Origin of the sequence: Arthrobacter sp. SO3 (assembly GCF_020532825.1) — a bacterium.
Classification (GTDB): domain Bacteria; phylum Actinomycetota; class Actinomycetes; order Actinomycetales; family Micrococcaceae; genus Arthrobacter.
This window is the reverse complement of record NZ_MQTS01000238.1, coordinates 17,133-38,519: the sequence shown is the minus strand read 5'-3', so window position 1 is coordinate 38,519 and position 21,387 is coordinate 17,133. Positions and strand designations below refer to the sequence as shown.

Genomic DNA, 21,387 nt, shown 5'->3' with positions numbered 1-21,387 from the left:
GCAAGTGTCTTGCAACCAATGCTCATGTCAGCAAAGCTAGCAGGAGGCTGCGATACACGGTGGCAAGACACTCGGAGCTGCGGAGTTCCACGCCCGCACTGTTGTCTCACCGGACCGTCTCACATCCCAAGGGTTATGAGACGGCTAGCGGCGCCAGCTAGGGAACCTTTAGTGAGCGATGCATAGGGAAGGTCATACGAGCCTCCCGACACCAGCCCTCACCCAGACGAGAATTCGAGGGGTTGCGCCCTTCCATGGAGCGGCTTTACATTCGCCGCTAAGTCGGACTGCAAACTGGGAAGTTATGCGCGCAGGTCATGACCAGATCCACCCCAGACGTCGCCGAAGCCGCCTCCGCGTCATCGTGGGCAATGCTTCTAGACCTTGCTGATCAATATCGTTAGGCATGGCACAAAAGAGCCCTGCGAGGCGAAGCAACAATGCAGATTGTTGCTCAGAAAAATCCATCATGAATCCGTGAGCAGCCAGATTGCGGAGGTTCATCCCAGGCGTCAACAACGTCATTCGAAGTGCTCGAACCCAGTCGGGGTCGAGGTCCCGCTTAGCGAGGGCATCAATGTAGAAATCCATCGCGGGGAAACGCCCTGGAGAGTCGCCTCGCTGGGTCCTGTAGAGCGGCTCATCGAGTGTACGGAGCAGCCCTCGCGCGGCACTTTCGATCAGTGGAATTGAGAGTCTCGCCGAATCTGAATACTTCTCCGCCCAGTGAAGGGTGAGCAACTCAGAGAAGAAGTGTGCAAGCGATTCATCTGCCGACAGCGTTTCCACCATCCAAATGGCAACTTCATCAGCTTGCGCCATTGGGAAACGCTGACGGATATGTTCCAGTTCAAGCGCAAGAAGAATCGCCGTTGTGCTAAGAGCGATTGTTTCAGTCCGTGTGATTTCTTCTTCCATGAAGTCGCCGTTGGTACGCTCCGGAAGACCATGCGCCCCGTAGACCGTACGCGTGATGAGTGATCTTATCGATCCCGCAGCTGCCCTTTGGGCCCTCCGCTTGTTTGCTTCATGGTCTCCCGACGGTGAAGGACTGGCTAGGAACGTCATGAGGGCATGACTCCAATCACGTGCGGGCCCGTACCTTCGAAGATGGACGCGAAACGCGTTTTTGGACATTTTCACGTCGTGGTAAACCGATTCCCAGCCCATGGAGTCGTGGTCCACAGACTGCATGACGAGCACCGCTTCGTCTTTGAGGTCCGAAAGGCCGTAGTCGCTTGCTAAACTTGCTGCGGTTTGAGCGTGGTGCATCTTGCCCATGCCATGGTCATCGGCTCGGGCACGGGCTATGTACTGTTCCGTGTGCCAGCGGCGGGCTGATTCCAGTTCAGCGGGGTTTACCGCAAGTCGCGCAAGTGACTTGGCGATTTCATCAGTAAAGAAGGTCGACGCGCCTCCGATAGTCAAAAGGCGACTGCGAATCCCCTCCCGTTCTTTTTCAGGCATGTTCTCGCCGCGGGAGTCCGCAGAAAGCGCAGCCAAGAGAGTAAGTGCTGGCCCGCTTGTCTCCGGCCTGCTCGCAAGAACCTCGCTTTTTGTGTACATGGCCTGGCGAACTGACCGTTCTTCAGTCATTCTGCGTGAACGAGCAATGGTGTTTGCTCTTGCGAGTGACAGCGCAGCCTGCTGGGCGGTAACTTTTTCAAGTTCTGCCACCTCTAGATAAGATGCGACCGTCGCCGATGCATGGTCGGGCTTAGGCCTTACTCGCGCCGTCAGAAGTATGTCGGCAACGTGGGCCCGCATGGTTGAGGGCTGAAGAACGTCGTGCACTTCCGCCCAAAGGGACCAGGCGCTTTTCGGCGTCTCTGACATAGGGCGAGTGACCGTGACTGAAAGCGCAGACTGGACGAGATTCACATCGCCGGCGGTTCCGAAATCTTCTTGCAATTCATACGAGAAGACGAAGTCTATTTCTGCTTGGAGGCTCTGGTCCAAGAGCTTATATTCTTCAGCGAAACTAACCTGCTCCCAGATCTTCAATAGTTCATCAGATGGGGTCGCAACCATTTCGAGTAAATCTGATACGACCTGAACATCGGCTGGATTGAACTCGTACGCCACGTTTCCTCTTCTCGACTACTTTGGGAGTGGGCTTCCGCGCAGGTCCTCCGGCATCCGCTCCGGATACTCTAGGCCACACATGAACTGTCACCGTCCATGGTCATCCTGCCCGAGAGGATCCGCTCTTCCATCTGACGGCAGTGCATGTTGCTCAGCCATAAGAGGTGGATGTGGCGATGTCGCCGCTCGCGCATAAACTCGCTCCATGGGGCCCGTCAACAAGTCCGGATGCAGGTCAGCGCTGAGGTGGTTGAGGTGAACTTGCTCGACCGCATCGACCAACGCCTTTCCGATATGCGTGCGCGGATCAACCCGCACGATTTCGAAGACTGTGCGACCTCCTTGCTCAGTCCTGTCCACCCCGCACTCGTGCCCATCGTCGGAGGCTCCGACTTCGGTCTTGACGCAGAAATCACTGAGGATTCGCGGATCACCGGTCTCATCATCACGTCCTCGCGGAGTTGGGATGGCGCGAAGCGGAGCCTGCGAGACAGCCTGCGGTCGGTGCGCAAGAATCACGTCCCCGTCCAGCGTGTCGTCGCGGTCAATCTCGCCGAAGCGAACAGATCGAAGCGCGAGAAGCTCAGAGACATCGCGAAGGAGTTCGATTGCGAACTCGTGCAGGTCTACGACCGAGCATGGTTCGCGAACCAATTCCGCGAGAACCCCGTCTGGCGACGCAAGATTCTCCACATCGAAGGCGGACCGTTCAGCTTCTCGCGTCAACCGCGCGGAGCACGCCCCGACGAACAACAACTTTCGACCATCGGACGTGACGCCCACATCGCCGAAGTGAACGAGTCCGACTCCGACGTGATCCTGTTCGGAGTTCCAGGCGTCGGAAAGAGCCACGTAGCCAGCAAACTTGACGGTGCCCTGTTCCTCGAACGGCAACCCACGCCCGAACGACTTCTCGATGACCTCATCGAAGCTAAGCCCGCGCTGGTGGTGGTCGACGACTCCGGCGCGCGACTCCAAGACGTCGACCTGCTCCTACAACTGCGCAACGCGGAGGAGCTCAACTACCGCATCATCGCAACGTGCTGGCCACACGAAAGGGACCGGATCGCAGACCACCTGCCAAACTCGCTCCAGCTCGAGGTCGACCTCCTTACCCGCGAAGAGCTCGGAGCGATGCTCCGCGAACGCGGCATCACCCGGCTTTCAGTGATCGTGCACCTCCTCACACAAGCTGCCGGCCGCCCAGCCTGGGCGCTGAACCTTGCCGACCTCCTCATTCACGAAAGTGACTGGAAGTCCGTATGGACCGGCAACGCGCTGCGAGACCATATATTCGCCTTCCTACGCATGTCCAACACGTCGGAAGACGCAGTCGACGTGCTCGGCACCCTGGCACTCCTCGGCCAGGTCAACGACGACCAGCTGCGTCGCCTGGCCGACCTCCTACAGATCCGCCAGCCCGAACTCATCCGGCTCATTCGATCCGTCGCGATCGCCGGCCTCGTTGACGTCCAGAACCACAAGTACTACAACCATCAGATCCAACAGATCGAGCACACCCAGACCTACCGTGTCCAACCGAACATCATCGCTGCCGCCGTCGCATCCGAGGTCTACTTTTCCGGCGCCGCCTCACCTGTCCGACTGCGCGACATCCAAGACACATTCCCTGAACTCGCTGCCGACATCATGCAGACCCAGGTCTATACGAAACTCCTCGGCGCAACGCACCCAAGAGTTCCGACTACCGGCGAACTAATCGCTGTGCTGCCCGACGCCAGGAAGGACGTCGAACTGCTACGAAGCTTCGGCCAACTCGGCCCCGAACAAGCGCAAGCCGTCGTCGACATACACCTAGCCCGCGTAACTACAGCGCTCGATGCCGGGGATCCCACGACTGCCGAGAGCGAAGCTAAGCTTTTAGCCGCACGCGTCGCAGATGCAGTAGACGGCTATCTCCCCGGCGTCGTTGGCACCTTCGTCAAAGCGATCTCCGTCCTTGAAGACGCAGGATGCGACATCAAGCCGGCGGTCAAGGAGCTCGTCGACGAAGTCCGCGACACGCGCAGTGGCGACCAACCCCAGCTCGCCGGTCTCTTGAAACTCGTCGAGGCAGTCCGGACCGTGCCCGACGCCGACCTCATCGACACCGTCTGGGCAGCGCTCACCTGCGAAATCCTCTCGCCGACGTTCGACGGCAACTACATGAACCCCGAGGTCCTGAACCAGTTCATCCTGCAGTCGTTCACATGGGCCGCCACTCACATGGAAACGCTGTACGACGCCAATCAGCCGGCACTTACAACTCGCACCCCCGGGCTAAGGCCCACCGCCCAACTCACACTGATCGACCTGCTCGAAAAATGGGTGCGGATCGCGAATGGATGGGCCCTCCCATTCGGCGGTAAGACCACCAACGCCCAGGTGTGCGCCGGGAAACGCATCGCGAAGAACATTGCGAACACCCTCGCCCCGGTCATCAGCACCCCCGGCGTACGAGCCCGGTTCAACAAAGCAGCAAGCACCCTCAAGATCCGGCTCGATGAACCAGACAAGCTGTTCGCAGCCATTACACACGAACGCGAACACCTGACCGCCTACGACGAAATCAGGCGCCGCAAAGAAGCCGCACTCGACAAAGCTCTCGCTCCATTCCAGCAACAAGCACCTGAAGCCCTGATGGAGTGGCTGAAAGCCCACGACCCCGAGCTCGCGACCGCCGGCCAAACGACCACAGGAACCTGGCAGGTTTTCGCACGTCTCGCGTACCAGCCGGACCCGGAACCAACCAAATGGCTCACCGCAGCTATCGACCACGGCCTTGCAGGATCAGCTTCAGCGCTTATCGACTTATGCGCCCGCACGGACCAACTCACCCCCGAGATCGCCGACCGACTACTTGCCGATCCTAAAGGCCGACACCGCGTCATCAGCGCCATCATCGGCCAATCAACGAACTCGTCCCTTATTCAAAGGGTCGTCGACCAACTTGCCCCCCGTGACGTCCAAAAACTCGAGTCAGCATTTGCACTGAAACACGCCCCCGACCCAACCAGGCACGCGCTGTTCACTCACCCAAACCCTGAAGTCCGCGGAACCGCGGCAGCACTTTGGGTCGCCGAATGGGCCTACGACAACGACCCCACGCCGGATGACCCGGACTGGCTCGACGCCATGAAGTCCTACACCGTCCCTGAGACCAGCAGACACGACCATATCCACACCCAAGCGCTCACTGCACTCGCAAAAGCATCACCAGAGGTCTTCATCGAAGTCTTCACCAAGCACGCCACGACCACGATGCGCAGTAGCTACCGAGACCTCGACGAATGGAACGAGCCGGTCCAGCTCCTCGCCTCGCCCGAACGGAAGAAGCTCTGGCAGCAAGTCAGAGACACCGAACTAGCCTCCGAACTCTTCTGGGTCATCGCAGGCAAGGACACCGACTGGATCACCGCAACGGTCAGCGAACCTTCTTTCAGCATCTCCGTCCGTGACCTCCTTGGCGCACTCCAGTTCCAATTCGGACACCGCTATCCACTCGACACCCTCGCAACCATGCTCCGGCCCCTCAACCCCGAGTCCGACGACCTCCTCAACACCCTTGAAGTCGGATCTTTCTCCGGCGAGGACCACGAACGATACGCAGCCAAAGTCGACACTCTTCGAAACCTCACCGTCTCCGACGACGAGGACATCGCCCGCCTGGGTCGACGCGGCGTAGAAGTCTACGAGCCGTTGCTCAAAGAAGCCCTGGTCAAGGCACGACGGGCGGCTGTCCGCGGCATCCGCGATTACTAACGACAACGGTCCTTAGCCTGCGCGGAGCGCATTCCGCGTCGCGATGTGTCTTAGAACCTAGATGCCTCAAATCGCTAGGCTTACAAGACATCGAAACCGCCAAATTGAGCTGTGAAAAAACCGCCATTCTCGGTTAACAGTCACAGCCGAACCTCCTAGCATGGGGCAGGACGCTGAATTTTTCTGGAGGAGTTGACGTCGGGAGGGCCATTGTCTGGACCCGATGGATAAGCTCAAGGGATTGGCACTTCTAAGGTTAGAGAGACGTAGTTGAGGAACCCCGCGCACGAACTACTTGAACTGTTTCAGACCTGGGGTGAGCATCCAGGGGGGAGCCCGATCAAAACCCGCCGACTTGAGGACGATGAAGAGAACGCCCTGGACGAGCATCTTCAAGCCATGTGCCTCTTAGCCGCCATGAAGCTCAGCGTTGACGACCTTGAGCGCGGTGGCTACCGCGTCAAATCATTCAGACGCAGCTTCCGCCTCTGGACCAAAGCCATCATGAACTATCCCCACGCATGGAACGCTGCTTCCAACGGAAGCGTGTTTAGCGTCCACGCTATGGATACGCTGGAGAATTTGGCCGCCGCGATCGATGGTCACCTTCCGGCACCTACCCCGGAACGAGTTGTGGAGATCATGTCCTACTTGGACAATGTTGTTTCTCTATTAGGGGAGGACCAGAACCTGTCCCCGGAGCTCCGCCTGCACGTTTCCAAAATCGTGCAAACGATCCGCAGTTGTATCGCCGAAGAGAGTGCTTTCGGAGAAACGGACTTAAAGCAGTCGCTATACGATCTCTGGGTTGCCCTTTATGCAGCCGCCGGTCAGTCAGATGGGGAAACACGGGGACGCTGGGCGACGATGGCAGAAACGATCTACCGCCCGGCAGCGGCTGGATTTATTGGTTCAATTCCTGGGCTTGCCATTTCTGCCGCCCAATTGGTGCAAGGCTGAACAGTGCCAACGAAAACCATGTATGAGAATCTGATCGTCAGGTACTTCGCAGAGCTCTTGGCATCCAGAACTGGTATGTCATCGCCGGACGCGTTCCAAGCTGTCGAGGAACCTATACGGGATGAGCTCAGTACCGCTGAGGAACGAGGCCTGCACCGGATTGATCTTCCAATGGGTCGACTGATGGCTGGGCTTACCCATTCCCCGGAAATGCACCTAACTTTCTACGTCGAATCCATCCGCGCCCAAGAAGGCTCCCGCTGGGAAAGAGAAGGCGTCACTGAAGCAGACGTAATCGCATGGTGGGATCTTGGGGGCCTCATGCATGGTGCCTACGTAGCTTTCGACAACCTGTTCAACGGCGCCCAGGTTATTGAGGCCATGCAAGAGGCACAGGGCTTCGACAGCATGGAGGAGTTGGCAGATTACGGCAAGTGGGTCTTGGCTAAGAAGCATCCGCTCTTCGGGCCTGATGACAATGACGGCGCGGACGGGAGGCTCCCGCAGGAGCTGAGGGCACGCGTCGAGAACTGGGTGACAAGAATGCGCCTTGAGTCTCCGGACGAGTTAGCCGCTGGCATCAATGCCTTCAGTAGCTTCAATGCCCTTTGCAGGTACAAGATCAACTGTGGAGAGATCTAGCCTGCCCCCTGACGAAATGTAGGCTTGGCCGGACTAGGGGTGTCGGAGCTCACCCTCCCATTTTCACCCCGCGATTACTAAATCTCCCGGATATAGGTCACTCCGAACGCCTTCACCTGACGGAACTCCTGGAGCCTACTTGCGAGATCAAAGGCGTCGCCGGTGACGTGCTGGAAGATGTCCAACCCGCGACCGAGAAGGATCCTCCATCCCGTGTCGGTGAGGATAGACCGATCATGAAGGCTGCCGTCGAAGATGACGTCGACGTCGATGCCGCCGACGGACGCTCCTTGCTTCACCTTCAGCAACAGCTCGAACTGCTTCCGGAGCTTGTCCTCTCCTTCGGTGTTCTCTGACGTGATGAGCTTTACACTCACTTCGTCGGCAGCCTCCTTGGTGGCCGCGATGCACTCGATGACTTCCATGAGGTTGCGGGCCTGATGGAACTGCCGGATGTATGGGTCAATTATCGTGATCTGCGTGGCTCCACGTAGGTACGGGGCGAGGAGGGTGTCGAACGAAATTCCCCTCTGGTTCTCCTGGAACTCCCGGTGACCTTCGAACAGCAGTTTCTCGGTGATCGACTCCACCGGAGTCGGTTGCCCGCCTTCAGTAGTAGCCACGAAACCGGCCGCAGGCGGACCGCCCGTTACGTCCTTTGCCTCAGCAGCCCCGCTGTCTTCGCGGTAGTAGTATTCCGGGTACTCATCCTCTTCGAGGGTAGAGACAGGGTGCCATGTACCGGCCATGTCGAGGTAGCCGAACTTGACGTGGCCCATGGTCGAGTCAATGCGTAGGATCTGGTCTTTGACACGCTTGCGGCCCTCGATGGCGAACTGAAGGATTTCCTCAATCTCTTCGGAGGAGGCTTCCCCATGCGGGTAGAGGATTTTCATCAGGCCGGAGAAGGTCTTGTGGATGCCGTCGCGGTCTCGGGTCGAGATATCCGATGACAGCGTGAAGTGCTGCTGGTAGCGGTCGGAGTAGTCCGCTGAGCGCATCGATTTGAGCACTTCGGCAATGTAGTCAACAACAAACCCGTACCCGTTGGAGAACATCTCATTTCGGATGGTGTCAACCTCCCAGCCCGGGATGTAGTGATGCAGTCGGTCGAGGTAGGCCGAATCGTGGTAGCTCTCGGGCAGCTCGTCGAACAGGTCGGAGTGCTTGAGCATGTAGGGCACGGTGTGCGAGGTGTTGCCGACGAACACCATTGACGCCTCCGCACCAAGGGTCTCGACGCCGCGGGAAAACGACTTGTTCGCCATGTAATTCTTCATGATGTCGACGAGTGCCTTGTCGGTGCGCTTTTTCTTACCCGCGAACTCGTCGAAAGCGACGACGTCCCAGTAGCCGACCAGACCGATGCGGCCGTTGGAGTTGTTGACGAACAGCTTCGGGACGGTGACCTCGCCACCGGAGATGAGCATGCCGTGGGGTGAGAATTCCGAGAAGATGTGCGACTTGCCGGTGCCCTTGGGGCCGAGTTCGACGAGGTTGTAGTTGCGCTCGACAAAGGGGATGAGCCGAACGAGCTGGATGAGCTTGGCGCGGCGTCCGAATAGCCCGGGGTTGAACCCGATCGACTGCACGAGCAGGTCGGTCCACTCGCCGGTTGTGAACTCGCCCCGCGCCGCTAGATAGGCCTCGAAGTCAAACTTCGACAACTGGATGGGCTTAATCGACCCGAGTATCCACGGCACCACGCGGGCGTCGTCGCTGTGGAAGTACTCGACATCGCAGATGCACCACACGCCGCCGACGAGCAGCTTTGGGTGGGCCTTGATCGTGGCGGACTCGACGAGCACGCCCTTGATGCCGAGGTTGGCGAACTCGGCCTGGTAAACGTCATCCTTCTCGTTGAGCGTGGCGGTCACTTTGTCAATGATGCGGTGGCGCCCGCGCTCCTTGATCGTGGACTTCACCAGTTCGGACTGGTTCCGGTTCACGTAGTGCTCGGCGAGAATTTTACGCACCGTGTCGATGCCCGCCTGGATGGTGGCCTCGTCGTCGGAGGCCGCGTACTGGCCGAGCAGGTATTCCAGCACGTAGGAGGGAACGATGGCGTTGCCCTTGACGGCCTTCACCAAGTCCTTGCGGACAACCACGCCCGGGAAGAACTTGTTGATCTTGCGGTCCAGCTCGCTCAGCGCCGGAGTAGCCTGTGCCGACGCGCTGGCCCCAGCGGGTACTTCCTGGCTGACTTCGCTTTCTTCGTTCATGGGTGCGCTCTCCTTAGAAGTCGAAGTCCGAGGCGAAGGACCGCTTCAGCGTGTAGATCGCCTTACCGTAGATGCGCCACTGATTCGTGCCCGGGATGAGTTCTTCGAGCCGGAACTCCACCGGGCGGTTGTTGTAGTCGTTCGCGTCCTGGCTGAGTAGCATGTGCGCGTTCTGGTAGCGCTCACGCTGGTCAGCCGAGTCTTGGTCGAACGTGAGGGCGAGATGGTTCGAGATGAGGGTCTCGCCGACGTATAGCCCTGCGCGCAGCACAAGAGGGTGAATCTTCTCACTCACGGGCTCAACCTGGAACAGTTTGATGACCAGCTGGCCTGTGGTGATCTTGTCCGACTCGGGCATGATCTTGACGTTGACCGTTCGCACGTCGCTCTTACGCTTCTTGTTGATCGCGAGCACTGGGACGACGACCTCCTGCAGGGCCGCACCGCCGTGGACGAAACGCGAGCCGGCCCCGGGCAGCCGCAGCCTGTGAATCGACTTTGGTATCTGCACGTCCAGGTCGCTGTCGAGGCCGAGCTGAGCTGATGTGAAGGTCTTGAAAGCGGGGTCTTCCTTCAAGCCGCGACCGAGGACGTAACGACGGTTGGTCACCTTAATATCGTCACCTTGCGGCAGGGTCGACAGGTAGAAGGCGTCCTTGAGCGCCGTGTCCTGGAACAGGAAGCCGTGGTCGGCTGTGATGAGGATGTTCGTCGCGTTCGCGTTCGTCAGTCGCTTAACCAGATCGACAAGCTCGCGAAGCGTGTCCTCGGCTGCCTCGAAGACCTGGCGCTCCGTGCCTGCCTTGTCCCCAGTCGCGTCAATGCGGTTGTGGTAGACATACAGAACTTGGTGCTCCTGGTACAGCTCCCGCAGTTCGTCTCGGGTAAGAGAGAAAACATCCTCAGCCTGGATCGCCTTCCCCTCCACGGCATCGAGAACCTTGCTACGGTTCACGGTGCCGTCCGTGCGCTGGCCGTCGACCAGGACGGGATCGCCGTCCTGGGAGTGTCCGATCGAGCTGTGTGGCAGCAACGCGGCCATGCCGAGCTGGGTGTAGCTGGGTAGCACGCCGAGCATGGCCTTCAGGTCCGCGTCGTAACGGTCTTCCTGACGGATGCGTGAGCCGAGTTCGTCGGCGATCTCATACCGCAGGGCATCCGAGACGATAACGACGGCCTTGCGCCGGCCATCCTTCGTGATGGGTACGACGTGGTCGGTGTAGAAAGAGGTTTGTGGTCGGAGCGCGGCGGAACGCCACCGTTCGATGCCATCGACCTGCTGCTGCCAGGCGTTGCCCAGGTCGTAGAGGAACTTGTTCGCGTAGAACTTCTCCACCTGGGCGCGCAGCGCCTCCAGCGGGCCGGTGAACTCGGCAGTGCGGGCTGCGTATGTGAACTGCCGGTAGAGCTGGTCGATCCGGAACCAGTCACTCTGATATCGCCCCAATCCTTCGTCGAAGGACTGCATCGCCAGGTCGAGCGTGCTGAGCGCGGTCAGAAGGTCGGAGGCGCAGCCGATCGCTGCGTACAGCTTGCGATACCCGTCGACCCAGATGCTGCTTTGGCGGCTGCGGATGATCTCGGTGACCTCGCGGGGGGTAACGGTTCGCTCTGCGACCGCGCGCGCCAGGTCGCTGATGATTTTGCGGTCAGCTTCCTCGAACAGGTCGTTTCCTACGAGGTCGCGGAAGCTTGCGTCCTCGATGGTGCTGGCGTAGTCCAAGTCTCGCGCTGCGCGCCTTGCGAGCGTCGTCAATGCCTCTTGGCTGCGCCGGTCGTTGCGAAAGCTCCCGAAATCAAGCTGGATGTTGCGCAAGCCGCCGGGTCGTTCGGACTTGAATCCGGCGTTGGCCTGCCGGAACACCCACAGCACGAGATCGGCGATGCTGGGGTTCGGCGACCTATAGCCGTAGATCGACGCCACGCCTTGCCAGTAGAACTCGTCGAGGCCGTGCTCGGCGAGAGCACCGTACTTGAGATCCATGCCGCCGGCGTTCTCGATCAGCAGGGTGCGCGTGATCTCCAGCAAGCTGTGCTCGCTTTGACCGAGCAGAACGGCCGACATCTTGGCTTGCAGCAGCAGGGCGTCATCGTCAGCGTCGAGTAGCTTCTTCAGGCCCTGGACGCGCTTGACCAAGCGGAAGAAGTTCTCACGGGCCAGCACGACATCGCCGATACCGGCGGCCGTGAGCCCGAGTTCCTGCTGCACTAGCGAGGTTCGGTCCGCGGTGAATATGCCGTAGGCCAGCTCCAGATCAAGCAGCCAGTTGCCTATCCCTGTCGGCACGGCACCGGAGCGGTAGACAAGGAACTTGGCCCTGGGTTCTTGGTGCAGCAACCGGTATTTGATCGCATACTCGTCGTTGGAAACACGAACAGTCTGAACGCCTTCCAGGCCTAGCGTGTCAAGGTCGGCGTCGTACTCACCCTCGGGATCATGCCAGAACACCACCCGCTGTGTTTCGAAACGACGTTCAAGGTGTGGTCGGATAGCGGCCGTCTCACTCATCGTTTGCCTCCAGCCCGGGAATCTTCTTCAGCGCAGTACCGAACTTCGGGTAGTTCACCTTCACACCGTCATCGAGGTCGATCTGTACCTGCTGGGTCGCCAGCGGGTACAGGACGTCGTGTTCGTACTCGTCGAGTTCGAGCAGCACCTTGCGCAGACGGTCGACTTCCTTCTGCGCGGCAGCCTTCTCGCGTGGTGTGCCGCTTCCGGCGGTGAGGCGCTCGTGGTGCTGGCGGCTGGCTTCCAACTTTGCCTTGAACTCGCGCAGATACTCGTTCAGCACTGTCGAGACCGTCGACGGCGTGTAGCGGTGAATGTAGATCAGCGCGCTGAACGAGCCCTTCGAACTGGAGAACAGCCAGTAGATAGGACGCTTCTTGTACCGTTGCACGTGGTCCTTGTAGAAGGATTTCAGGAAGTAGTCGCGCATATCCTTCACGCCAAGTGCCTCGGTGACGAACCGAAGGTTCTCTTCGAGTTGCTGCTCGCCGAAGGCCACGCGCAGGAACTGCCGGAACCTGGCGACGATGTCGTCCTCGAACCAATCGCCATCGACGATCGGTATGACGTTGTCGGCATCCGGCATGTACGTCGGGACCGGAACCTTGACGAGGTAGTCCTGCAAAGTGCCGCCTTGATCCGCAAGGAGGAGACCCGGCTCGTCAAGGCTGAAACGACCGAACATGCAGCCGACGGCATAGGAAACGAACTCCGCAACTGAGGCCTGCAAGAAGGCCTCCTCGCGCCGGCCGGCACCGATCTGGGCGAGCGCGAAGTCGGGGTTGCACCAGAGCGATACGCGCTGCTGGTTCGCGGCAGTATCAACGTGATGCAGACCGTAAGCGTCGGCCATGACCGCGTTGTTAACCGACTCAAGCTCAACGGTGCGGGCGACTCGGGCCGACCAGTCCTTTGAGAGCGAATCCCATGCTTCGCGGATGCTGCGCTTCCCGGCCAGTATGAGCGGACTTCGCGTGTAACCCGGCGCGGTCTCGTGCTCGTCCCAGTCCCGTTGTGCCGTTGACACCAGCTCCTCGACATGACTCAGATTCAGACCTTCACGATCGCGGGGACCTGGCAGGTTACCCATATTCCGCAGCCGGTAGTCAAGCGTCGGGCTCAGAGCGGCGAGGAACCGCTTAGCGAGATTGCTATTAAGGAACGCGAGAGAGAGCTCCAAGTCGTGATCAGCGCCGAAGCCCGACGGTCCGGTGGAGTCAAACGCGTATCCGTTGTCGTAGTAGCGAAGCGAGAATTCCCCAGAAGAGATCCGACTCCACGACACCGAGCGCCGGAAGAAGTATTGGGTGTTTTGGGGTCTCGCACGCGGCGATGCGCGAATCTCGGCACCGTTGTTAAGCCAGTTGACGACGAACTCATCGTTACCCGCCCACTTCCGATACGCGCCTCCCTTCTTGTGCGGCACCCACTTCTGCGAGGGGAGCGACGAACTGCGCTCAGTGATGGAAGTGCGGCTGTATGCGACTTCCCACCATCGACGGAGAAAGCGCTCATTTTCTCCAGTATTGATGCCTTCCCGGAGTTCGACGATATCGCCGAGCCTCACACCAGATTCGAATGCCTCGAATTCTTCATCGGTCAGCTTGTACGCAAATATGCTTCCGGGAACGTTCGCGAATTCAGTCGGGCGAATCTCGTGTACCCATTTGTGCTCATGGCCCGAGGCCGCAAGCTGCAGCTTCTCGTCCTTCTGGTCGGCGCTGTTGTCCTCTAGCGCGATGAACCGGCAACGTTGGTCACTTCGCAATCCGACGGTCATGATGAACGCGGTGTTGGCACCGAAGATGTCGGGGTGATTCGAGACGTCATCAAGGTGAACGAGGCTCTCTAGCCGAGTCGTGCCGAGCAGCTCCTCGCGGAAGCCCTCAAAACTCGGAAGAGCCAACCAGGTGTCGCCTACGATCATCGCGATCACGCCTCGAGGCAGGGAGATTCGCTTCGCAACGTTCAAAAAACAGGCGTACAAATCCTGACGCTCTACCGGGTAGTTCGCAACCACCCAGCTAGTCAACTCAGCGCCCATGTTTCCAGTGCCCATATAGGGCGGGTTTGCCACGACAACGTTGTAGCGTCGTGTGAGATACCCCGCCTGATCGAGCACCGCATTCGCACGCTGAATTACGTCTAAGGTCAATAGATCATAGGCGCCAGCGCGGACGTCCTCGAGGTGAGCCGTCAGAATCCTCGGGAGGACGTCGGTAGGAGAAACGATAAGTGCGCCAAAGGTGTCGGCGTGCTCGAACTGATTCCAGAACGAAGTCTCGGCGTGGCGATCGCCGCCAGAGGTGAGCAGGAAGTCAAGCTCCTGCGGCGTGAAGGAGATCGGTTCCAGCACGCAGACGTTCGGCTCGACCTTTTTGGTGAACAATGTGCGCTGGCGAGCTCGCGCTTTCATGGTGAGGGCGAATGCAGCCAGGGCGCCGGCTCGGGGGTCGATCTCGGTGCCGTAGAGGTTATGGGTGAGGATGAGGCCGGGAATATCGGCTGGTGCGTAGCCCTCTTCCGCGTAGATGGCGTACAGGAGGTCGAAGGCGTAGGTGAGCATGTGACCGGAGCCGCATGCGGGGTCGATGACCTTGAGCTCCTCGGGGCTGTTGATCTTCAGGAAGTCGGTCTCCTCGGCGACCGGGGCGATGTAGTAGTCCATCTGGTCGACCAGGCGGGACATGGGCCGGTTGAGCATCCAGAGCCGTCCGAGGGAGTTCTCGACGAGGTAGCGGACGATCCAGTGGGGGGTGAAGAGCTGGGTGGCGGCGGGGATCTCGGCGGCGCCGGCCTTCTTGTTCTTCTTGAATCCGGCGAAAATCTCCTCTTTCCGCTCCGAGATGTAGAACTGGTACAGCCAGCCGATGACTTCAACGTCCTGGCAGACCTCCTCGGTGAGCACACTCACAGCACGAGTCAGCATGGAGCCGTCGGCGAGCAGGTTCGCCGGGATGAGCAGTTCGGTATAGTCGCCCTCACGTTCGAACATGAACGGCAACGAGCCGTTCCAATGGCGGCAGTACTCCGCGAGGAGCAGCGCGTACGCCTCGCCCTGCGGGTCATCGCTGCGGCGCGTGCCGTTGAGCAGGCTCGTGACGCTTTCCACCGTGCGCTTGTTCGTGACGACGGCGCTGTCGATGTTCCCGCGCTTGGCCTCGGCGAGAAGCTCGGGCTGCCCTCCCTCGCGGCCCCGTTCGGGCGAGACGACACCGATGCCGGTGTAGCCGTTGGCATCCATGAACCGCAGCGCGATGATGCGGTTGAACCACGTGTAGGCAACTCTCTCGGCTACGGTGTCGCGGCCCTGGTCGCCGGCGCCAGTGACGGCTTTCTCCAGCGCGCCGACGGCGTTGGGCTGCTCCTGGCGCAGCTCTTGCGACGCTAGGACGACGGAGATGCGGGCTGACACCTCGCGGATGAGTGCGGTGCGAGCCCAGGCGGCGAATAACCTCAGCGCTGTGGTTTCCATCAGAGTGCGATTCGCTTTCCGTCGGTGAGCGAGTTCAGCAGCGCGCGGCGGAGTGCATCAAGGTAGCGGTCTACATCCTCGGTGTTCTCTAGCACACCGTGGGCACCGGGCACGGTGATTGTCCTAACCGAGATAGTCTGCCGAAGCACCGGTCCAGATCTGTCTGTGCCGTCCGTGGGCCGGGTAGAGGATGCAAGCTGGTCGAGCAGCGAGGGGTAGGTTTTTTCTTCGAAGCTGTTGCCCTGCTCGCGGATGAGCGCAATCTGCAGTTCATTGCCTACGCGGGCGACGATCTGATCGATCGTAAGGGTCACCCGCTGTTGTGCTTCCTCGGTGGCATCTTTGTAGTAGGCGCTGTCGAGTACCTCGGTCTTGCGTCCTTCGATGATTTCGATGACAACGTTGCGGTTGGTGGAGAGCTCGTCGTCGATCTGCGCTGCCAATGCGTTTGTGGCCTGCTTGAGCTGAGTCATGCGGTTACCGCGGAAGGCATTCGCGTCGTCCAGCATCCGCTTGACGGCGTCAGCGTCGCTTCCTGGGGGCAGGTAGCCGAGGTTGTTAGTGTTTGCGACGAGCAGCGCGACAGCCTCGTCATAGATGACCTTCTGCCCGCCGCCGAGGAACGACTGGATCGGGTCGATCACGTTCTCTTTGGCGTCGAGCAGCTCGTCGCCGAGACTGAACTCGGTCAGATACCACTCATCGGGCTTGCCCACGGCCCGCTCGAGCAGGGCGATGGGGGCGGCCAACTGCTCCACGAACGGGTACTTCGACCCGCTCACCCGCGCCTTCAGCTCACCGAGCTTTGCCCCCAGCCGGTCGTTGCCGTGGCGGGCCAGCTCCAGTGGGTCCTTTGGTGCGGTTGTCTCGTCGAAGAAGTCTGTGCAGAACTTGCGGAATGTCGCGACCCTGCGCTCGTCGAAGAGCTTTTGCGGGGAGAGCACCGCGTGCGAGTGCTTTTGCGTATTGCGCAGTATCGCGGGGACCTCGGTGCGCTTGAGTATGTTTCCATCGACGGTGACCGTGATCTTCGAATTGCCGATGAGCCAGGCGATGACGACCTCGATCGAGGCGAGATCCCATCCGTAGGGCTTGGCCTGGAATGCATCCACGATCGTCTTGACCGTTATCTGCTCGCCGAGCCGGTCGCGTTGCAGCACGAACGAGAGCACCTCGTCACCTGGAACAGCCAGCAACGACAGCGACGAATCGTCGATCATGCCTGACTGGGGGTTGGCAAAGGCAGCAACTTGCTGTTCGCTAAAGGTAGACCCACCGAGCAGGCTGAGCTGGGTGTAAGTGCGGCTGATGAGGTCCTGGAAGCCGTCGGTCACGCGCGCGAGGGCGTCCTGCGAGGAGGCGGCTACGTCGGCGGCGTTGATCACGAGGTCCGACTTGCCAAGGGCCCGGCGGATGCGCTCGATGAGTTCCTTCTCGCGCTCGACGTTCTGCGTCGCCTTCGAGCGCAGGATCTGGTCCTCGATCGCCGACAACGAAGTCGTCTGCTTGCGCTTGGTGTACTTCTCGGTCTTGATCAGCAGGCGCAGGTCCGAAAGGGCACGCTCATCGGGCTCCAAGATGACGCGCAGCTCGTCCTTGCCCGCGCTGTGCATCCTGGTCTCTTCAGGGCCGAACGGGTATTCCGGGGTAATGAAGTGCACGGTCAGTTCGCGTTGCTGCCCGTACACCTGATCGTCAAGCTTGTACCCGAAAGCGAAGTCCTGCCCGTTCTTGGCGTACCGCAACTTGCTCGTGCGGACGATGTCGCCGGAGACGATCTTGAACAGCCGACCACTGACCTCCGAGGCGTCGATATCGACGTTTTTGATCTCCTCCTCGATGACCTGCTCTTCGTTGGTCAAGTACTCGTAGAGGTTGCCGTTGCGCTGCACGTAAGTCTGCGTCTCGAGCAGTGTCAGGGCCTCCTGCACCTGCTTGGATAGCGCGGGAAGGTCCAGCCCGAAACGGTCATATACCAGCACGGCCAGGTTGCGCGTGGTGGCATGGAAGCCCTCGACGTACTTCACGAGGAACAGGGCCTTGAGTAGCCGCACGGCCAGCGAGTTGTCCAGGTTGCGCTCAGCCACATCGATCGATCGCTGCGCCGCGGACTTCAGCGAGGCCCGGATGCCTGCGAACATGTGATCGAACGTCGCGAGCCTGCCCACTTCGACGTCACCGATCCCCTTGGCGACCTGCTGCACGACGCCGAGCATCGACCGTTCACCGACTGAGCTGTTGCGGCCCTCGAACACATTGTGGTCGGAGATACCCTCGATCGCGGCCTGGAAAAGCGGGAACTGGTAACTAACGAACGGGTAAGTGCCGACGAAGTGCGCCTCGTCGGTGTAATTGCGATAAGTCTTCGCGCCGTCCACGAAGTCAAACAGGGTCTTGAAGTTCGCGTGCTGCTCGGCGTAGATCCCGGTGAGCGCCGCCTCGCCCGCCTCGTTCTTCTCCAGCAGGCGCTTGCGGATGACCTCCTCCACATCGGCGCTGGTGAGCTTCACTCGGGTGGCGAACCGGGCCTGAATCTTGGAGAAGTCGTTGCCTTGCTGCTTGGTGCGGTCGCCAACGACCTTGTCCATGTCCTCCTGCGAGGTCACGAACACCCACGCACGGCCCTGGCACTTGGTGTTCAGCGACTCGGCGATCGTCTGGAGATTGAGCATCAAGTGTGTGTTCGATCCGATGAACTGGCCGACCTCATCGACAAAGAAGTTCAGCCGGAAGCCGTTTTCCTGTTTGTCGAGCCACGCCTTCACTTCGTCGGCGAAGTCCTCGATCGAAACCTTGTACTCGTTGCGGTACTTGGTGAGGATGTTAGTCGGTGTGCCCTCGGTCTGACCACTGACCTCGGCGTACGCCTTTGCCACGTTGACCTCTTCGAGCACGCCTTCCTCCCGGCCTTGTGCCCAGTTGCGTCCGGAGATGCGGGAGTATGCCGCCTGGAACGCCTCGTACTGGCCGCGGTTGTCCAGATCGCGCTCGAACCGGGCGACGTGCCCCTGATTGCCGAAGTAGCCGCGGCTTTCGTCGAAGACCTTGACGAACACCTTCAGCAAGGCGTCGGTCTGGTCCTTCGTGATGAGTGTGGCCTTCTGATCGATGTTGAACAGCAGGCTCTTTGCCGGGATTCGCTCAGCCTGAGTCAGCAGTGCCGGTAGGAACTCATCCTGCGCCTTGGACCGGAAGCTCTCGGACACGCGCTCTCGCGGGAACGCCTGGCCGTCCACGTCGCCGAGGAGGTGCGCGAGCAGCTTCAGCAAGTGGGACTTACCGGAACCGAAGAAGCCAGAGATCCAGACGCCGTTCGCGTTGGTGTAGTCCGTGTATGCCTCAAGCAACTGCTCCATGCCCTTGGCCGCTTCGTTGGTCAACACGTACTCGTCGACCTCGGTGCCCAGGTGCGCCGTGTCGTCTGCCTTGATGACGCCCTCTATCGGGCGCTGAACGTCTTTAGCGAAGATCTGGTTCAGATTCATCGTGTCAAGCCTCCTGTTCCAAGATGTTCTTGGCTCGGTAATACTGGTCGTCTTTGAGTCGCCCGAACAGCACGAGCGATGACCCCAGCGTGTCGGACTGCTCGTAGCGGCCGGGGAAAAACATGAGCATCGGCCTATCAGTCACGACGCTCTGCAAGTTGTGCAGCACGTTGTGCGAACGGATATACGGGAAGACCTCGCCGATGCCGGTGAGGAAGAAGATATCGAAGTTATTTTCGGCGAGCTGGGCTCGGATCGCGGATGCGATGTGGAGCTGCGGGTCGAGCATCCCTTGGAGCAACTCCCGGAAATCTGCCTTGTCCTGCTCGGGTTCGAGCGCGATCAGCCGATCCCAGACACCGCGTTCCTTGAGAATCTCTACTGACAGGTCGTAGAGGTTGACCTCTCGGACGACGACGCCCTTGTTCGCCAGCCGGTTCTTGATGCGCTTCTTCGACTCTGTGACCGCGAGTGCATGCTCGGGGTCGTAGGGGTAGATGAAGAACGGCACCTCGTTGCTCAGGCCTTCCATCTGGAGAAATCGTCTGCCACTGAGAACAGCGAACAGGTGCTCTTCCTGACTTGATAGCGCGGTCCGTGTCACTTTTAGGCCCTCCCGGAAGCAGCATTGGTGGTCGGGAAGAACCGCAGGTTATTCGGAGTACGCGCCGCCAAGGCGTTGGCGACGCGTTGAGACATCGTCGCCTGCTGTATGCGCCCACCAGAAAGCAAGCCCGCCTCATTGAGCATCCGGAACAAGTTTGAACGTAGCTTCCGCCGAGTGGAGTCCTTGAGGTCAGCCAGCTCGGCGTGCCACAGAGACTTGGCACGCACGAAGCTGTCAAAGTCTTCATGTGTGAGGGTCGGCGTAAGCAAGAGGAACCGCTCGCGTACGACCTCCTCAGCGAACTCTCCGACCAGGTCATATCGACGACAGGCCGCCGCCCATAACAGGTGTCCGCGCTCAGTTGACGTTGCCTGGATGAACAGCTCGATCTCGTTACCGGTCAGAACGGCGAGCCGCTGGGTAACTTCCCGCGCAAGCCTGAAACCGGAGGCGACTGTGCGGGCCTGCAATAAGTTCTCCTCGGCGATCAACGCTCGAACTTTGAGAAGGTCATCTTCCCGCCGGAATAAGGGCGCAACGATCACTGCCTCACGCATGAGGAGGGCTCCGCTAGTAAAGGAGAGTGCATAGCGCTGCTTCGCGGCGGCAGGCTGCTCAACCAAAGGGGCACCTTTCGGATCTTAGGTAAGAAAATTGCGTTCTGCCGGATGCTTGCACTGGGCTGCGTAGGTCAGGTGGACTTGTTATCGTCGATTTCTGAGCCGTCGCTGCCGCCGCTACGGACCCACTCGTCGACCTCGCTTGTCTGGAATTTCCAGAGCCTGCCGACCTTGTGGGCTGGCATACGCTTATCGGTGATCCACGCATAGACCGTGTCTTTTGTGATCCCTAGATGGGTGGCGATGTCATCGGCGGACAGCCAAGGTTCGGCCAAGGTGGGACCTCCAATAGGTACTAGACAAACTAGGCTATCGCATTACCCTTTTCAGGGGGATTTGACCGGATGTAAACGGGTTGAGCCGTCCTTAGTGGCTGCCTTTAGTGTTTTCCGCGGCTGAGGCGCGTACGCGAGCGTGCGCCCATCCAGGGCGCCGGGCCTGTTTGGTTCTTCCGGCTGCGAGCCGCGTCAGAATCGGCGCTGCCAGATCCGGGCTGTCATAGGCGAGCCCCATGAACGAACGCTGCGCACCCGTCAGGGCCGTCAAACGCCAGTTTTAACGCCAGCGGAAGGAATCCAGCGCGCGAACCAGGGGAGCGGGGTCGGCCTTGACATGGTCGAGGGGCCGGGTGCCGGCAAGGTCCTTGGACGGGGTTACCATCCAAACTGTGAAGTAGTTATGAGGAATTCCCAGCTCCATGGCGCGACGAAAGAGCGTTGTGACAGTTGGTTGGAGTTGTCCGCCGGGGAGGAACTGGAATCCCGGGCAGAAGGTGCCGTCGTCGATGAAGACGCGGACGAGCTGGCGCATCACGGGTTCGGGGTCGTCCATCAGCTCGGAGAGCCGGCGCCGCACCTGCTGCAGGGTCGGTAGAGTGAATTCCGTCCGGATCCCTTCCCACGTCTGATCGTTGATGGGTTGGCGGTTCAATGTTCGGTGGTCTCTTCGGCGTCGCTGATGCTTTCCAGGAACCATTGTGTGGAGAGCGGGTCCCGGCGGAGCGTGGCGGTCCGGAGGGCG

Annotated in this window: 12 protein-coding genes; 3 read left to right on the top strand and 9 right to left on the bottom strand. The window is 59.9% G+C overall.

The genetic code is table 11. The features are described 5' to 3' along the window. Positions 1 to 315: 315 nt before the first annotated feature. On the bottom strand, positions 316 to 2,085 hold the full coding sequence (locus BJQ90_RS20200; protein ID WP_226761972.1) for a DUF4209 domain-containing protein: 1,770 nt from the start codon (positions 2,083 to 2,085) through the stop codon (positions 316 to 318). A gap of 255 nt (positions 2,086 to 2,340) precedes the next feature. Between BJQ90_RS20200 and BJQ90_RS20195 the strand changes: the two genes are divergently transcribed. The 3 genes from BJQ90_RS20195 (at position 2,341) to BJQ90_RS20185 (ending at position 7,449) form a co-directional block, all read left to right on the top strand. Next, on the top strand, positions 2,341 to 5,847 hold the full coding sequence (locus tag BJQ90_RS20195; RefSeq protein WP_226761971.1) for a hypothetical protein: 3,507 nt from the start codon (positions 2,341 to 2,343) through the stop codon (positions 5,845 to 5,847). Between the two features lie 270 nt (positions 5,848 to 6,117). Continuing rightward, complete coding sequence (locus BJQ90_RS20190; protein ID WP_226761970.1) at positions 6,118 to 6,807, top strand: hypothetical protein; 690 nt, start codon at positions 6,118 to 6,120, stop codon at positions 6,805 to 6,807. 18 nt (positions 6,808 to 6,825) lie between these two features. Next, complete coding sequence (locus tag BJQ90_RS20185) at positions 6,826 to 7,449, top strand: hypothetical protein (RefSeq protein WP_226761969.1); 624 nt, start codon at positions 6,826 to 6,828, stop codon at positions 7,447 to 7,449. Positions 7,450 to 7,526: 77 nt separating this feature from the next. Here the strand turns inward: BJQ90_RS20185 and brxL are convergent, their stop codons facing one another. The 8 genes from brxL to BJQ90_RS20145 all read right to left on the bottom strand — a co-directional run bounded on the left by brxL (position 7,527) and on the right by BJQ90_RS20145 (position 21,297). Next, positions 7,527 to 9,671, bottom strand: a complete 2,145-nt coding sequence (gene brxL, locus BJQ90_RS20180) for a BREX system Lon protease-like protein BrxL (RefSeq protein WP_226761968.1) — start codon at positions 9,669 to 9,671, stop codon at positions 7,527 to 7,529. Positions 9,672 to 9,684: 13 nt separating this feature from the next. Next, positions 9,685 to 12,180: a BREX-1 system phosphatase PglZ type A gene (pglZ, locus tag BJQ90_RS20175; protein ID WP_226761967.1), complete on the bottom strand. Its 2,496-nt coding sequence runs from the start codon at positions 12,178 to 12,180 to the stop codon at positions 9,685 to 9,687. Continuing rightward, the gene (gene pglX, locus BJQ90_RS20170; RefSeq protein WP_226761966.1) at positions 12,173 to 15,655 is read right to left on the bottom strand and encodes a BREX-1 system adenine-specific DNA-methyltransferase PglX; all 3,483 of its coding nucleotides are present in this window, start codon (positions 15,653 to 15,655) and stop codon (positions 12,173 to 12,175) included. Before pglX ends, pglZ begins: the two co-directional genes overlap by 8 nt. Beyond that, positions 15,655 to 19,140, bottom strand: a complete 3,486-nt coding sequence (gene brxC / locus BJQ90_RS20165) for a BREX system P-loop protein BrxC (protein ID WP_226761965.1) — start codon at positions 19,138 to 19,140, stop codon at positions 15,655 to 15,657. The genes pglX and brxC overlap by 1 nt, the downstream gene beginning before the upstream one ends. 4 nt (positions 19,141 to 19,144) lie before the next feature. Further along, a complete protein-coding gene (locus tag BJQ90_RS20160) occupies positions 19,145 to 19,744 on the bottom strand; it encodes a DUF1788 domain-containing protein (protein ID WP_226761964.1) in 600 nt (199 codons plus the stop codon). Positions 19,745 to 19,746: 2 nt separating this feature from the next. Then, positions 19,747 to 20,370, bottom strand: a complete 624-nt coding sequence (locus tag BJQ90_RS20155) for a DUF1819 family protein (RefSeq protein WP_226761963.1) — start codon at positions 20,368 to 20,370, stop codon at positions 19,747 to 19,749. A gap of 68 nt (positions 20,371 to 20,438) precedes the next feature. Then, positions 20,439 to 20,642: a helix-turn-helix domain-containing protein gene (locus tag BJQ90_RS20150; protein WP_226761962.1), complete on the bottom strand. Its 204-nt coding sequence runs from the start codon at positions 20,640 to 20,642 to the stop codon at positions 20,439 to 20,441. A gap of 280 nt (positions 20,643 to 20,922) precedes the next feature. Beyond that, entirely contained in the window at positions 20,923 to 21,297 is a 375-nt protein-coding gene (locus tag BJQ90_RS20145) for a hypothetical protein (RefSeq protein WP_226761961.1), read from the bottom strand. Between the last annotated feature and the right edge of the window lie 90 nt (positions 21,298 to 21,387).

What these genes read in the sequence shown, in the direction of transcription:
- brxC (WP_226761965.1), bottom strand. Translation starts at nt 19,140, where the DNA reads ATGAATCTGAACCAGATCTTCGCTAAAGACGTTCAGCGCCCGATAGAG.
- pglX (WP_226761966.1), bottom strand. Translation starts at nt 15,655, where the DNA reads ATGGAAACCACAGCGCTGAGGTTATTCGCCGCCTGGGCTCGCACCGCA.
- pglZ (WP_226761967.1), bottom strand. Translation starts at nt 12,180, where the DNA reads ATGAGTGAGACGGCCGCTATCCGACCACACCTTGAACGTCGTTTCGAA.
- brxL (WP_226761968.1), bottom strand. Translation starts at nt 9,671, where the DNA reads ATGAACGAAGAAAGCGAAGTCAGCCAGGAAGTACCCGCTGGGGCCAGC.
- BJQ90_RS20185 (WP_226761969.1), top strand. Translation starts at nt 6,826, where the DNA reads ATGTATGAGAATCTGATCGTCAGGTACTTCGCAGAGCTCTTGGCATCC.